The following is a 14,456-nucleotide window of genomic DNA, read 5'->3' on the forward strand; positions in this document are numbered from 1 at the left end:
GATCAGAGGTGTCGCCAGAGGGCGGCGGTGGCCGGGGGTTCCCAGCCGGCGAGCGCGGTGTGCGACTGCAGGCACTCGTAGGTCTCGCCGTTGTAGGTCACCCGGTCGCCCGCGGTGTACGCCGTCCCCGCGGCCCAGGTGCCGCTCGGCGGGTCGGTCGGCGGGTCGGTGGGCGGGTCGGTCGGCGGGTCCGTGGGCGGGTCGGTGGGCGGGTCGGTGGGTGGAGTCGATCCTCCGAAGTCGACGTCCGAGCAGGTGTAGAACGCCTCCTCGCTGCCCACGACCCGCTGCCAGATCGAGTACAGGACGTGCCTGCCCGTCCGCGGCGGGATGTTGATCGTCCACCTGGTGAACGTGGTGGGGTTCTGGTGGGTGAACGTCCGGATGTGCACCAGGTCCGACCAGCGCAACGGCTGCGACGGGTCCCAGCCGTCACGGGTGATGTAGAACTCGAAGTTGCTGTTTCCGTGCGGCGCCGTCGCGTGGTACGTGATCGTCTGCGGGCCGGACGACATCGGCGCGGCGGGCCAGTCGGTGCGCCGCAGGTCCAGGCCGCGGTACTTCGCCCGTCCGGCGCTGCACAACTGCCCGTCCGGGATGATCTCCCGGTGGCGGCCGCCGGCGTTCAGCAGCGACACCTCGTTCCAGTCGTAGAACGCCTGGGTGCCGCCGGCGGCGACGGCGGCCTTGCACGCGTCGGATTCGGGGCTCTCCGGCCCCTCGTCCTTGCAGACGTAGACGCGGCTCGGCGGGTCGGACATGGTGCCGTGCGCACTGGCGGCGGTCGCGGTGCCGAGCACGACCAGCGCGGACGCGGCCGGCACGGTGACCGCCACGGCGGCGGCCTTCGAGCGGGCGGATCTCATGGACTTCCTTCCGGTGGGGGTGGGTTCGCCTCGGGAAGCTCTCAGGGCAGGGCGTTGAGGAAGGGCTCGTGGCTGTTCATGAACTCCCAGCCGTAGTAGCGGTCCCAGTTGATCGACCAGGTCATCAGCCCGCGCAGGGCCGGCGACGTGCCGCCGCGGAGCGTGTACGAACCGCATCCCTGGCCTTTGACCAGGCAGTTCAGGGCCTGATGCACCTGGGCCGGCGGCGTGTGCCCGTTGCCCGCGCTGACGGCGGCGGGAAGGCCGACGCCGATCTGGTCGGGACGCAGGCCGGGGAACGTGTGACCGGTGTCGGCGACCGGGAAACCGGCCTTGACCATGTCGGTCATCGCGATGTGGAAATCGGCGCCGCCCATGGTGTGGTACTGGCCGTCCAGTCCCATCACGGGCCCGGAGTTGTAGTCCTGGACGTGCAGGACGGTCAGGTCGTCCCGCATCGCGTGGATCACGGGAAGGTAGGCGCCCGTCCGGTTGTCGCCGGCGCTCGAACCGCCGTAGAACTGGTGGCCGACCTGCACGAAGAACGTCTCGGGCGCCATCGTCAGGACGAAGTCGTCCCCGTACTCGGCCTTGAGCGTCTTCAGCGCGGAGATCAGGTTCACGATCACCGGGGTGGTGGGGTCGCGGAAGTCGGTGTCACCGGCGTTGAGGTAGAGCGAGTGGCCTTCGAAGTCGATGTCGAGGCCGTCGAGGCCGTAGCGGTCGATGATGTCCGACACCGACCGGACGAACGCGTCCCGTGCGGCCGCCGACGTGAGCTGGACCTGGCCGTTCGCGCCGCCGATCGAGATCAGCACCTTCTTGCCCTGCGCCTGCTTGGCGCGGATGGCCGCGCTGAACTCGGCGTCGCTCTCCACGTTCGGGCATTCGCTCACCGGGCAGCGGGTGAACCGGATGTCGCCGGACGTGGGCGACGTCGGTTCGCCGAACGCGAGATCGATGATGTCCCACGCGTCCGGGACGTCGGCCATCCGCACGTAGCCGGAGCCGTTGGCGAAGCTCGCGTGCAGGTAGCCGATGAGGGCGTGCTTGGGGAGCCCGGTGTCGGTGCAGCCGGTCGTCCGGGCGTTGACCGGCTCCGACCTGGACGACTCGCCGACGTCGTTGTAGGCGGCGACGGTGTAGCTGTGTGAACTGCACGCCGCCAGGTTCGAGATCGTGGTGCTCGTCCCGGTCACGGTGGCTCGTACGGCGGAGCCTTCGTAGACGCGGTAACCGGTGACGGTTCCGGTGGCCGGGGTCCACGACAGGGTGACGGAGCTGTCGGTGACGGTCCCCGCCTTGGGCGTTCCCGGTGCTCCGGGCACTCCCGGCTGGGGCTCGCCGCCGGGGCCGTCCAGGACGACGTCGTCCGCGTAGTACGTTCCGGTGCCGTACCAGCCGTGCAGGTAGATCTGCGCGGACGTCTGGTTCGCGCCGGTGGTGAACGAGACCGACAACTCGGTGAAGTCCGGGGCCGACGGCGCCCAGGTGGACGTCCCGCCGGTCACCCCCAGGTAAACGTAGCTGCCGCGCACCCACGCGGACAGTTCGTACGCGGTGCCGGGCTGGACGTTCACGGTCTGCGTGCACCGTCCCGTGTCGCCCGCCGTCGCACCGCCTGCGAGCGCGTACGACCCCGTCCGCACCGGGCCGGTCACCACGGACCCGCCCGAGCATGACCAGCCCGAAAGCGACCCGCTCTCGAAACCCGGGTTGGCCAGCACGTTCTCCGCGTGCGCCGGGCCCGTGACCCCGACCAGCAGCCCGGCGACGACGACCGCCAGGACCCAGATCCTCTTCATGACGTCCCCTCTACGGAAGCGTGTCCAGGTGCGGGCCGACGGTCCCGGCGAAGCCGCCGCCGTTCGTGACGTCCCAGTTGATCGACCACGTCATCGCGCCGCGGATGTCGGGATAGGTCCGGGCCGGGGTGAACGACCCGCATCCGGTGCCCCTGGCCAGGCAGTCCAGGGCGTCGTTGACCATCGACGGCGCGACCACGCCGCCGCCCGCCGCGCCCGGACCCGCCGGTAGCCCCAGCGCGACCTGGTCGGGACGCAGGCCGTTCTCGAGCTGGATGCAGGCCAGCGCGGTCATGAAGTCGACCGTCCCCTGGCCGTACACCTGCTGGTCGCAGCCGAGCATGGTGCCCGAGTTGTAGTACTGCATGTGGACGACGGTGAGGATGTCCTTGATGCCGAGCGCGAGCTGGAAGTACGAGCCGCCGGTGGACTGCATGTCCAGCGTCTGCGGGGCCATCGTGATGATCAGCCCCGCGCCCGTCTCGGCGCGCAGGGCCCGGAGCGCCTGCTCCATGTAGGTCGGGTTGAGGCCGTTCTCCAGGTCGATGTCGACCCCGTCGAACCCGTACTCGGTCATCAGCCCGTACACGGAGTCGGCGAAGAGCCGAGCGGAGCTCGCGTCCGAGACCCGGATGGCGCCCTTCTCGCCCCCGACGGAGATGATGACCTTCTTGCCCTCGGCCTGGAGCGCGGCCACATCCGCCTTGAACTGCGCGTCGGTGTAGCCGCCCAGCGCGTCCGACAGTCCGGGGTCGACCCGGAACGTGACCTCGCCCGGACGGGCCGTCGCCTCACCGAACGCCACGGCGATGAGGTCGTACTCGTCCGGTACCTGCGAGAGCTTCAGCTCCTCCGCCGGGTTCACGAAGTCGTGCCAGTAACCGGTCAGGAAGTGCCTGGGAAGCGGCCCTGTCGCGCATCCGCCGGTCGTTCCGGTCACGGCCGCGCTGGCGGGCGACTCGCCGCCGTCGTCGTACGCCTTGACCGTGTAGGTGTGCGTCGAGCACGCGGCGAGGCCGGAGATCGTGGCGGTGGTGCCGCCGACGGTCGCCCGCAGGTCGCCGCCTTCGTAGACGCGGTATCCGGTGGGTGCGCCGGTGCTCGCCTCCCACGACAGGGTCAGCGAGGAGTCGGTCCGCGCGGTGACGTCCGGTGTGCCGGGTTTGCCCAGCCCGCCGGGTTCATCCGGGCCGCCCGCGCAGGGCTCCCCGTTGAAGGTGCAGTTCTCCGGGCTCCCGGGACCGTTCCCGAGGAAACCGAACGTGACCGACCCGCCCGCCGGGATGGTGCCGTTGTAACCGCGGTTCTCGAAGGTCTGGTGCTGGCCGTCCTTGGTCAGCAGGGCGTCCCAGAAGGAGCCGATCGACGTCCCGGCCGGCAGGTCGAACTCGACCCGCCAGCCGTTGACCGCCGAGCCGGACCCGTTGGTGAGCGTGAACCGTCCCTCCCAGCCGGACCCCCAGTCGGAGGTCTTGCTGAACGTCGCGGACGGGACGTCGGCGTTGGCGCGGGCGCCCGGCGGCGCGACCAGCGCGATCAGGAGGACGGCGAGGACGCTGAGAAGAGAGCGGGGGCGCAAGTCTCACTCCATCGATAGGAAGCCGGCAGATTCCCCCGAATCCCCGAGTCGATCTAATCGTTAGGAAGGTTTCCTATAAGTTTGACTGCACCGTAACCAGCGGCCGTGACCTGGGCAACCCTTCGTCCCGTACGGGGACGGTGGCGCCGGGCAACCACCCCAGCTTGAACGCCGAACCAGCGGGAACGGCCGAGAATATCGGCACTCATAGCCGAAGAAACCGCCTTGGAACGGCAGTATCCGACAATTGGCGTTCAGCAGCGCACACTGCGCTCAGCACCCGCCCAACCCAATGGACGGCCACCACCCGAGCCGGTCAGAAATCGTTCGCGGGTTCGTTGAGGACTCTCCGGAGGTGGCGGCGGCAGCGCCCCGCGGACCGATCCCAGTGGACCCGCCGGCGACGGCGACCAGCGGACGCGCCCACGCGCGGCCCTCAACGGCCGCGGCGACGTCCACGGTCCACCTTCACATCGGTTTCGCCGGCGCCGCCGGGTTTCGTGTGCCGGACGTGATCGTCCTAGTCGGTTCCGGCGTCGTCCGCGGGCCCGTCGAGGAGCCTGCGGAGAGTCGCCTCGGCGGCGTCCTGGGGATCGGACGCGGTGGCCGCGGGGATCACGCGGTTCCAGTCCTCGGCCGCATGGTCGGCCGTCCACTGGAACGGGTCGTTCAGCACGGCGGCGCTGATCAGACCGGCGACGGCCACCAGTGGACGCGCCCACGCGCGACCCTCGACGGTCGCGGTCAAGTCCACCGTCCACCGGCCGCCCTTCGCCGGGGACACCGAGATCGCGAGGGTTCCCTCGCCCAGCGGATGCTCGGCGATCGCGGTGAAGGCCGGATCCTCCCCGCCGGAGCCGCCGGTGCTCGCCCACCAGCGCTCGAGATTCCCCTCGCCCGCACAACTGAGCTGCTCGTAATGGTCGAACTCACCGGCAACGGCACCACGGACGACGATGGGTTTCTGCGCGCTGTCGAGTTCGGCCCATCCCGCCTGAACCTCGTCCGGGCTGGCGAACTCGATACGGCTGAGGCCGGCGACATCCCAGGCGGCGACGTTCACGTCCAGCGGCTCGACCTCGTCCTCCGCATAGGCGACGCGGTAGCGTGCGCCGACCTCAATGTGCTTGCCCTCGAGAAGGCGGATGTCGACGGCCTCACCGGAAAGCCGGCGCTTTTTGAAGCGCAGCCCCTCAACTCCCTGATGAAGGGACGCCACATACTTCTCGGCCCATTCGCGGGTGACGGCCTCGACCTCCACCTGATGCCGCAGGGTGACGCGCTCCCGCAGCCCGCGCTCAACCATTCCGGGCACTTCGGCATTCCACGCGGCCTCGGCTCTGCCGAAAGCATCGCGCAGCATGCGGCGGACGCGGCCGCGCATGATGAGAAGACCGACCGCAGCCAGCGGGCGCGCAATCCCGCGTCCACCGAACCGCAGGGTGCTCTCGCCGGTCCAACGCGTGCGCTTGTCCTTACCCCTGTCGATCACGATGGACCCGAAGGCAAGCGGGTGCCTGACACTCAGTGAAATAGGAGATGTGCGGCGGCCCAACACCGACCACCATTCCTCGAACAGCGCCTCACCTTTCCACTCCGCGCGCTGAAGCACACGAAGAAACCACCGCCCCGGCCCTTGATAGTCGCCTTCGATGCGAACGGTATGCAGCCGATCGCCGGCCATGCGCAGTTCCACCCGCGCGTTGACGACATGCCCCTCGATATCGCTTCTGACGTCGACGCGGCATTCACCGGCCCGGTCCCAGGACACCACCCGCGCCTCGATGTCGGGATATTCGTCCTCCATATCCGGAGGCACGAGCCGATAGAGGGCACCGGCGCTGAGGTGCTCACCCTCGACCAGCCGCACGTCGCCGACGATATCCGCTCCGGTTTCGAGGGGGCCGCCGGTGACGGGCACCTCCTCCAGAGCGGTCAACAGGGCGCCGGCGACCTCGTCCACCAACGGGCGGGGCAGCGCGGCAAGCTTGGCACGGTGACGAAAACGCGACATACCGATCATGTTCCCGCAGCCGCATGTCGATGGGCCATCGTTGACCCCGTCACTTTCACTGAGTTCACCCAGGCCGGAGAAGTGTCGAAGAAGGGGCGGCCCGCGCCCCGGCGGAGGGTGGGACGCGGGCCGCTGGGGGAGGGTCAGAAACCCGCGGTGATTCTGGTGAACTCCCACTGCTGCTGGTCGATTCCGCTGCAGTTGGAAGTGACGCCGCCGCCGGGGCAGGGGCGGTCACGGTTGACCGACCAGTACGCCAGCCGGGAGAGGCCGTGCGAGGCGGCCCAGTCGCGGATCCGTGTCCAGGTGGCCGGGGACGTGACCTCCCGCTGGTCCGACAGGCCGTTCATGCCGGAGATCCCCATGTGCGAGTAGGCGGTCGCGTCCGACCATCCGAACGCCGACTTCAGCGCGTTCTTCAGGCCCTCGGACGCGCTGACGGTGCTGCCGTACATGTCGGAACCGCCGCCGAAGTTGAACGGCATGATCGTGAAGATGTCCACGTCGGCCTGCAGTTCGGCGGCGCGGTCGATGAGGCGGGTGCCCCAGTAGTTCGGCCCGGCGGTGCCGGTCCCGAACGTCAGGATCGTCTGGATGCCGGGGTTGTTCCGCTTGACGATCTTGAGCGCGTTCAGGATGCGGTCCTGGACGGCGGCGTTCTCGAACTCGTCGCTGTTCTCGATGTCGATGTCGATGGCCTTGAGATCGTAGGCGTCGATGACCTGCTGGTACGCGCCGGCGAGGGCCTCGGGGGTGGCGCAGTTCGGGCCCAGTTTGTTGCCCGACCAGCCGCCGATGGACGGCAGGACGTCGCCGCCGGCCGCGCGGATCTGCGCGATGGCCTGCGCGTCGACGCCGCCCTGGAGGGGACGGCTGCTGTCCCACGCCGGGCTGCAGCCGCCGCCGGACAGGATGAACGCCATCGTGAACCATTTGATCCCGGTCGCGTTCATGACCGTGGACGGGCTCGGCGGGCTGCCCCATCCCATGTAGAGGTAGGGCGCGGCGTGCTTGGTGACGTCCGGTGCGGTGCAGCCGGTCGTGGTGGCGGTGACCGGGCCGCTCGCGGCGGACTCACCGGCGGAGTTGTACGCCTTGACCGTGTAGGTGTGGTCCGAGCAGGCGGCCAGCCCGGAGATGGTGGTGCTCGTCCCGGACACGGTGGCGCGGACGGCGGACCCTTCGTAGACGCGGTAGCCGTTGACCGCACCGGACGACGCGGACCACGAGAGCGTCAGGGAGTTGTCCGTCCGGGCGGTCACGGCGGGTGCGCCCGGTGCGGAGGGCGCCCCGGGTTCGCCGTCGCCGCCGCCGGTGCAGGACGCGCCGTTGATGGTGCAGTTCTGGGGTGACCCGGAGCCGTTGACGATGAACCCGAACGAGACCGTCGCGCCTGAAGCGACGGTCGCGTTGTACGAGCGGTTGGTGAAGGTGGCGTGCTGCCCTGACTCGGTGAGGAGGGCGTCCCAGTAGGTCCCGACCGAGGAGCCGGACGGGAGGTCGAACTCCACCGTCCACGACGAGATGGGGGAGCCGGTGTCGTTCTTGATCGTGTACTTGGCCTCGTAGCCCGATCCCCAGTCGGCGGACTTGGCGAACGTGGCCGTCACCGACGCGGCGTTCGCCGGGATCGGGGAGATCAGGGCGAGGACGAGGGAACAGAGGGCGGTGAGCAGGAGGGCGGGAAGATGTCTTCTCAAGGTCGCTCCCGGGACGGAGATGTGGACGGCGGGAATCCCCCGAGCCCCGAGTGGTGTCGTCGAGCGATGCGGATCTTCGGTGCGGGCGGTGAGCGGGCCACGCGATCGACCTCTATCTTATAGGAAACCTTCCTATTAATTGGATGAACTGTAACCATTCCCGGCGCCGCCCGGCAACCCCCTCACCGAACGCGGCGGCCGCATGGGAACACCCCGTTTAGGGGTGTCACAGGGGGTACGCCACCAGGGAGCGGCCGGAGTGGAGGAGGCATGCCTCAGAACGTGTTCGTGCTGGGCCTGGACGACCTGAACCTCCGGATGCTTCGAGAGCTTCCCCACCTCGCGGAGTACCGTTTCCACCCGCTGATGACGCTGGAGGAACTGCAGCACGGCGAGATCGACTTCGACCGGCTGGTGGCGAAGGCGGAGTCGAAGCTGGACGCCTTCGACGGGCGGATCGACGCGATCATCGGGTTCTGGGACTTCCCGGTCACGACGATGGTCCCCGTCCTGTGCGAGCGGTACGGGCTGCGCAGCCCCAGCCTCGAATCCATCGTGAAGTGCGAGCACAAGTACTGGAGCCGCATCGAGCAGCGCGCGGTGATCGACGAGCATCCCCCGTTCGGGCTGGTCGATCTCTACGACGACCCGCGGCCGCCGCCGGGGGTGCGGTACCCGATGTGGCTGAAACCGGTGAAGTCGACGTCGGCGGCGCTGGCGTTCCTGGTCAGGGACCCCGACGAGTTCAGCCGGGCCGTCGCCGAGATCCGCGAGGGCATCGACCACATCGGCAAGCCGTTCGAGGTCGTCATGGCCCGCCTCGACCTGCCGCCGGAGATCGGCGAGGTCGGCGGCGCGGCCTGCATGGCCGAAGAGTCGATCACCGGTGCCCAGGTGACGGTCGAGGGCTGCAGCTTCGGCGGCGAGGCGCACGTCTACGGCGTCGTCGACTCCATCGACTACCCCGACCGGCCGAGCTTCCTGCGCTACCAGTACCCGTCATCCCTGCCCGGCGAGGTCCTCGAACGCATGACGGGCATCACCAGGCGCGTGATCGAACGCATCGGGCTCGACTCCACGACGTTCAACGTCGAGTTCTTCTGGGACCGCGACAACGACGCGATCAACCTCCTGGAGATCAACCCCCGGCACTCCCAGTCGCACGCCCCGCTGTTCGAGTACGTGGACGGCGTCCCCAACCACCAGTACATGGTGCGGCTCGCGCTGGGACTCGACCCGGAACTCAGGGACTCCGGCGGAGGCGAGTACGACGTGGCCGCCAAATGGTTCGTCCGGCGGTTCACCGACGGTGTCGTCCGGCGCGTCCCCTCCGCCGACGAGATCGCGGCGATCGAGCGGGATATGCCGGGCACGATCGTGAAGATCGCCGCGAACGTGGGTGACCGGTTGTCCGAACTGCCCATGCAGGACAGCTACAGCTACGAGCTGGCCCGCGTCTTCATGGGCGCCGCGGACCAGGCGGAGCTGGAGGCCCGGTACGAGCAGTGCCTGGCGGCCCTGAAGTTCGAGTTCGACGAGTAGGGCGATCCGGCGTTGCCGAGCCACACGGGGGAGGAGCGAGATGCGTACGGTGACGGCGCTGCCCTATGCGGTGCGGGAGGACGAGCACGTCTGGATCCCCATGTCGGACGGTGTACGCCTCTCCGCGCGCATCTGGCGGCCGGTGGCCTCCGACGGAGAGCCCGTTCCGGTCATCCTGGAGTTCATCCCTTACCGGAAACGGGACCTGACGGCACGGCGCGATTCGATCCATCACCCGTACCTGGCCGGTCACGGCTATGCGGGCGTACGGGTCGACCTGCGCGGCACGGGCGACTCGGAGGGCGTCCTCACCGACGAGTATCTGGAACGCGAACTGCTCGACGCCGAAGAGATCCTCGCCTGGCTCGCCGACCAGTCGTGGTCCAGCGGGCGTGCTGGGATGATGGGCATCTCCTGGGGCGGGTTCAACGCGCTGCAGGTCGCGGCTCGCCGCCCGCCGAGCCTCGCCGCGATCGTGCCGTTGTGCTTCAGCGACGACCGGTACGCCGACGACGTCCACTACATGGGCGGCTGCCTGCTGAGCGACAACCTGTCCTGGGCGTCCACGATGTTCGCCTACACCTCGTGCCCGCCCGACCCGGCGGTCGTCGGCGAACGATGGCGCGACATGTGGCGGGAACGCCTGGAGCACAGCGGGCTGTGGCTGGAGGAGTGGCTCCGCCACCAGCACCGTGGCGACTACTGGCGGCACGGCTCGGTCTGCGAGGACTACTCCGACGTCCAGTGCCCGGTCCTCGCGGTGAGCGGCTGGGCCGACGGATACTCCAACGCCGTGTTCCGCGTCCTGGCCCATCTGGACGTGCCCACGCAGGGACTCATCGGCCCCTGGTCGCACAAGTACCCGCACCTCGGCGTGCCCGGCCCGGCGATCGGTTTCCTGCAGGAGCTGGTGCGGTGGTGGGACCACTGGCTCAAGGGCGCCGACAACGGCGTGATGGACGAGCCGAAACTGCGCATCTGGATGCAGGAGAGCGTGCCGCCCTCCACCGCGTACGAGGAACGCCCGGGCCGCTGGGTCGGTGAGACCTCCTGGCCGTCGCCCCGCATCGACGTTTGCAGCCGCCCGCTGGAACGCAACCGCATCGCCCACGAGGGCGAGAAGGTCGGACGGGAGGAACTGACCGTGGAGTCGCCGCTCTCCGTCGGGCAGTTCGCCGGGAAATGGTGCTCCTACAACGCGCCCCCGGACCTTCCCTACGACCAGCGAGAGGAGGACGGCGGGTCGCTCGTCTTCGACAGCGACGTCCTCGACGAGCGGTGCGAGGTCCTCGGCTCGCCCATCGTCCGCCTGGAGCTGGCGGCGAACCGGCCGCAGGCGATGGTGGCCGTCCGGCTGTCGGACGTGGCGCCGGACGGCCGGGCCACCCGCGTCACCTACGGCCTCCTCAACCTCACGCACCGGGACGGGCACGCCACCCCGCACGCACTGCAACCCGGGAAGCGGTACCGGATCGGCGTCACCCTGAACGCGATGGCGCACGCCTTCCCGGCCGGGCACCGCATCCGCGTGTCGATCTCCACGTCGTACTGGCCGCTGGCCTGGCCGCCGCCGCGCTCGGTCCGGCTGTCGATCTTCACCGGTGCCGTGGACCTGCCGGTCCGGCCCGTCGGCGCGCCGGGCGAACCGGACGTCACGGCCTTCGGGGAGCCGGAGGGGGCGCCACCCATCTCCGCCACGCAGCTCAAGGCCGGTGAGGAAGGGTGGACGGTGTCCCGCGATCTCGTGGAGTACGCGTCCGCGCTCAAGGTGGTCAAGGATATCGGTGTCGTCCGCATCGACGACATCGGCCTGGAGATATCCCGCCTGGCCAAGGAGACCTACGGCTGGACCGGCGACGACTTCACCTCCGTGTTCGGCGATGTCGAGTGGCGCATGGGGTTCGTCCGGGGCGACTGGGACGTCAGCACCGTCACCCGCACGAAGCTGACGTCCACCGCGACGGACTTCCACCTCCAGGCGGAACTCGACGCCTACGAGGCCGACCGCCGGGTCGACTCCCGCAACTGGGCGGTCACCATCCCCCGAGAACAGCTCTGACCGGGCGGGACGTGGCCGGACATGGGACCGGCCGTCCCCGTGGGGGCCGGCCGGTCCGGGAGAGGGAGCGCGCGGTCAGGACGCGACGGCGCATTGGCCGCGGTCGACGCGGTGAGGCCCGTCGGCGGTGGGACGGACGTCGAAGTCGAAGACGGCCGTGGGCAGGTACAGGGAGCAGCAGGCGTTGGGAATGTCGACGACGCCGCTGAGCCGTCCCTCGATCGGCGCGGCTCCGAGCAGCAGGTACGCCTGCTCGCCCGTGTAGCCGAACTTCTTCAGGTACTCGATGGCGTTCAGGCAGGCGTTCCGGTAGGCCAGCGTGGCATCGGTGAAATGGTTGGTGTCGCTTTCGTGGTCGACCGAGATGCCGATGAATGAGATGAACTCGTCGTGGCGGGGCTCGACGTTCCCCGGCATGAACAGGGGGTTCGTCGTCACCCCGTACTTCTCCATCCCGCCCTTGATCAGGTCGATGTGCAGGTCGATGAACCCGCCCATCTCGATCGCGCCGCAGAACGAGATCTCGCCGTCGCCCTGGCTGAAGTGCAGGTCGCCGCCCGACAGCAGGGCGCCGGGGACGTAGACCGGGAAGAACACGCGGGATCCGCGGCTGAAGTTCTTGATGTCCTGGTTGCCGCCGTTCTCCCGGGGCGGGACGGTCCGGGCGCCCTCCCGTCCGATCCGCTCCAGGTCGGCGCCGGTGAGGGAGCCCGCGAGGACGTCCTGCCGCTCCGGCGGCAGGGCGAGCGGCGGCACCCGGTCCGGGTCGGTGTCGATGAGGGTCTGCTCGCGCGCGTTCCAGCGGGACAGCATGTCCGCGGACGGTGCGGTGCCGAACAGGCCGGGGTGCGTGATGCCGGTGAAGCGGACGCCGGGGATATGGCGTGACGTGGCCATCTGGCCGTGGAAGTCCCAGATGGCCTTGCACGCGTCGGGGAACCAGTCGGTGAGGAACCCGCCGCCGTTGCCCTTGGCGAAGATGCCGGTGTAGCCCCAGCCCTGGCCGGCGACGTCGCCGGTCTCCTGCGGGACGGGCCCGATGTCGAGGATGTCGACGATGAGCAGGTCGCCGGGCTCGGCGCCCTCCACCGCGATCGGGCCGCTCAGCATGTGGTTGACGTTGAGGTTGAGGTCGCGGATGTCGTTGGCCGAGTCATTGTTGCCGACCTGGCCGTCCATCCACTCCCGCGACTCGACGCGGATCTCCGACCCGGGACGCACGGTGACCGCGGGCGGGATGTCGGGATGCCACCGGTTGTGGCCGGGAACCTGCTGGTCGCGCATCGACTTCGCCTGGTCGACGCTGAACACGACGTCGGGCATGTCTTCCTCCGGTACGTCTCATCTGGCTTACGGGCGAGGCAGCAGCGCGTGCCTCGGGTCCGCGGGCGTTGCCGCCGGCCTGCGCGGTGCCTCGGGGACCCGCTTGACCACGCGCGGCTCGTGGGCGCCGGCCTCCTGGGCCTGGAGCGCCCGGTCGATCGGGCGGGGTGTGCGGGCGAGGTGCGGCGCGGTGAAGACGCGGGACGCCTCACCGCCGCAGGCCGCGCAGGTCTCCGCGGATCCGGCCGTCCCGATGGGACGGGAGACGTCGAACGGTCCGCATTCGGCGCAGCGGTACTGGTAAACGGCCACGGGCAGCCCCCCAATGCTTCGTGGCGGACTATTCCGCCGAGAAGCACCGGTAAACGGATCGCCCAGGTCAGCCGTTCAGTGGGCGGCGGGTTCGAACAGTTCGACGAGGTTGCCGGCCGGGTCGGTGAGCAGGATCTGGCGTCCGCCGGGGCCGGCGACGACGTCGCCGGGGACGGTCAGTCCCGAGGCGCGCAGCCGGTCGATCTCGGCGTCGAGGTCGCCGACGATCAGGTGGATGCGGTTGCGGCCCGGCACGGCGGACTCATCCGGTGTGGCGCGGGCGCCGGAGCTCGCCGGGCCCGACAGCAGCAGCCGCAGCGGGCCGCGGACCACGTCGGCGAACGCGGGCGCGGGGTTGGAGCGCAGGGTGAAGCCGAGGTGGGTCGTGTAGAAGTGGACGGCGGCGGCGACGTCGTCGACGAGGTAGCGGACGTTGGCGAACTCATCCGGTGTCGTCATGGTTGACCTCCGGGTTCATGGCGAGGACGGGCAGCAGGTAGCGGATACGGGTGTCGATCTGCGCCGCCGTGCGCCTGAAGGCGGCGTGGCCCGGCCGACCGGAGCCGCCGGCGGCCGGGTCGGGAATGCTCCAGTGGATCTGCCGCGGCCGGTCGGTGAACTCGGGGCAGACCTCGCGGACCTTGTCGCACAGGCTGATCACGTAGTCGAACCCGAGGCGCGCGACGGTGTCCAGATGCCGCGGCCGCCGGCCGCCGACGTCGATGCCGTAGTCCTCACGCAGGATCCGCACGGCGTCGGGATGAAGACGCGGTCCGGGGTGGCTCCCGGCGCTGGTCACCTCCGCGTCGCCGTCGGTGCGGTGGCGCAGCAGCGCCTCGGCGATCGGTGAGCGGGCGCTGTTACCGGTGCACGTGAACAGCACGCGGGGGCGGGCCGGGCGTCCGGTGGCCGCGGGAGCCGGCGGGGCGGGATCGAGGCGCAGCGCCGGGTGCAGGCCGGTGCCGGCGGCGGCCAGTCCGTCCGCGCAGCGCTCCAGATCCAGGTGGTAGTAGCTGTCGCGGGAGTCGAAGCTGCTCCGGTGGGCGGTGACCAGCCCGCCTTCGCGTAGCAGCCGCAGATGGTAGGACACCAGGTTCTGCGGCTGGCCGAGCAGCCCGACGAGCTCACGGACGCGGAGGTCGCTCATGGCCAGCTCGGTCAGCAGCCGCCACCGCAGCGGGTGGGCGGCCAACCGCACGAACGCCGGGACGGCTTGAACCGTGGGCTCCATGCCCCGACTATACATCAAGCCACTT

11 protein-coding genes are annotated in these 14,456 nt (G+C 69.7%); 2 read left to right on the forward strand and 9 right to left on the reverse strand.

Annotated features, from left to right (window positions below; translation table 11 throughout):
- Nucleotides 1-2: 2 nt before the first annotated feature.
- The 5 genes from ACTWPP_RS12030 to ACTWPP_RS12050 all read right to left on the reverse strand — a co-directional run bounded on the left by ACTWPP_RS12030 (nucleotide 3) and on the right by ACTWPP_RS12050 (nucleotide 7,964).
- Nucleotides 3-866, reverse strand: coding sequence for a lytic polysaccharide monooxygenase auxiliary activity family 9 protein (locus ACTWPP_RS12030; RefSeq protein ID WP_443104275.1), 864 nt, complete (start codon nucleotides 864-866; stop codon nucleotides 3-5).
- Between the two features lie 41 nt (nucleotides 867-907).
- Nucleotides 908-2,671: a chitinase gene (locus tag ACTWPP_RS12035; protein ID WP_443104276.1), complete on the reverse strand. Its 1,764-nt coding sequence runs from the start codon at nucleotides 2,669-2,671 to the stop codon at nucleotides 908-910.
- 10 nt (nucleotides 2,672-2,681) lie between these two features.
- Nucleotides 2,682-4,250, reverse strand: a complete 1,569-nt coding sequence (locus ACTWPP_RS12040; protein ID WP_443104277.1) for a chitinase — start codon at nucleotides 4,248-4,250, stop codon at nucleotides 2,682-2,684.
- 520 nt (nucleotides 4,251-4,770) lie between these two features.
- On the reverse strand, nucleotides 4,771-6,273 hold the full coding sequence (locus tag ACTWPP_RS12045) for a hypothetical protein (protein WP_443104278.1): 1,503 nt from the start codon (nucleotides 6,271-6,273) through the stop codon (nucleotides 4,771-4,773).
- 134 nt (nucleotides 6,274-6,407) lie between these two features.
- Nucleotides 6,408-7,964 carry a cellulose binding domain-containing protein gene (locus tag ACTWPP_RS12050; RefSeq protein ID WP_443104279.1) on the reverse strand — a complete coding sequence of 519 codons (1,557 nt, stop codon included), beginning with the start codon at nucleotides 7,962-7,964 and terminating at the stop codon, nucleotides 6,408-6,410.
- Between the two features lie 270 nt (nucleotides 7,965-8,234).
- On the opposite strand from ACTWPP_RS12050, the gene ACTWPP_RS12055 reads away from it, so the two are divergent.
- A complete protein-coding gene (locus ACTWPP_RS12055) occupies nucleotides 8,235-9,506 on the forward strand; it encodes an ATP-grasp domain-containing protein (RefSeq protein WP_443104280.1) in 1,272 nt (423 codons plus the stop codon).
- Nucleotides 9,507-9,546: 40 nt separating this feature from the next.
- A complete protein-coding gene (locus ACTWPP_RS12060; protein WP_443104281.1) occupies nucleotides 9,547-11,565 on the forward strand; it encodes a CocE/NonD family hydrolase in 2,019 nt (672 codons plus the stop codon).
- A 75-nt stretch (nucleotides 11,566-11,640) separates the two neighbouring features.
- Here ACTWPP_RS12060 and fmdA read toward each other — a convergent pair whose 3' ends face one another.
- From fmdA to ACTWPP_RS12080, 4 genes are all read right to left on the reverse strand, one after another.
- Nucleotides 11,641-12,888: a formamidase gene (fmdA, locus tag ACTWPP_RS12065; protein WP_443104282.1), complete on the reverse strand. Its 1,248-nt coding sequence runs from the start codon at nucleotides 12,886-12,888 to the stop codon at nucleotides 11,641-11,643.
- Between the two features lie 27 nt (nucleotides 12,889-12,915).
- Nucleotides 12,916-13,200: an FmdB family zinc ribbon protein gene (locus ACTWPP_RS12070; RefSeq protein ID WP_443104283.1), complete on the reverse strand. Its 285-nt coding sequence runs from the start codon at nucleotides 13,198-13,200 to the stop codon at nucleotides 12,916-12,918.
- Between the two features lie 75 nt (nucleotides 13,201-13,275).
- A complete protein-coding gene (locus ACTWPP_RS12075) occupies nucleotides 13,276-13,659 on the reverse strand; it encodes a VOC family protein (RefSeq protein WP_443104284.1) in 384 nt (127 codons plus the stop codon).
- Nucleotides 13,643-14,431, reverse strand: a complete 789-nt coding sequence (locus ACTWPP_RS12080; RefSeq protein ID WP_443104285.1) for an arsenate reductase/protein-tyrosine-phosphatase family protein — start codon at nucleotides 14,429-14,431, stop codon at nucleotides 13,643-13,645. Before ACTWPP_RS12080 ends, ACTWPP_RS12075 begins: the two co-directional genes overlap by 17 nt.
- Nucleotides 14,432-14,456 lie beyond the last annotated feature (25 nt).

The sequence above is a fragment of the Actinomadura sp. 3N407 genome, from assembly GCF_052245875.1.
In the GTDB taxonomy this organism is placed as follows: domain Bacteria; phylum Actinomycetota; class Actinomycetes; order Streptosporangiales; family Streptosporangiaceae; genus Spirillospora.

What these genes read in the sequence shown, in the direction of transcription:
- ACTWPP_RS12030 (WP_443104275.1), bottom strand. Translation starts at nt 866, where the DNA reads ATGAGATCCGCCCGCTCGAAGGCCGCCGCCGTGGCGGTCACCGTGCCG.
- fmdA (WP_443104282.1), bottom strand. Translation starts at nt 12,888, where the DNA reads ATGCCCGACGTCGTGTTCAGCGTCGACCAGGCGAAGTCGATGCGCGAC.
- ACTWPP_RS12075 (WP_443104284.1), bottom strand. Translation starts at nt 13,659, where the DNA reads ATGACGACACCGGATGAGTTCGCCAACGTCCGCTACCTCGTCGACGAC.
- ACTWPP_RS12060 (WP_443104281.1), top strand. Translation starts at nt 9,547, where the DNA reads ATGCGTACGGTGACGGCGCTGCCCTATGCGGTGCGGGAGGACGAGCAC.
- ACTWPP_RS12035 (WP_443104276.1), bottom strand. Translation starts at nt 2,671, where the DNA reads ATGAAGAGGATCTGGGTCCTGGCGGTCGTCGTCGCCGGGCTGCTGGTC.
- ACTWPP_RS12080 (WP_443104285.1), bottom strand. Translation starts at nt 14,431, where the DNA reads ATGGAGCCCACGGTTCAAGCCGTCCCGGCGTTCGTGCGGTTGGCCGCC.
- ACTWPP_RS12055 (WP_443104280.1), top strand. Translation starts at nt 8,235, where the DNA reads ATGCCTCAGAACGTGTTCGTGCTGGGCCTGGACGACCTGAACCTCCGG.
- ACTWPP_RS12045 (WP_443104278.1), bottom strand. Translation starts at nt 6,273, where the DNA reads ATGATCGGTATGTCGCGTTTTCGTCACCGTGCCAAGCTTGCCGCGCTG.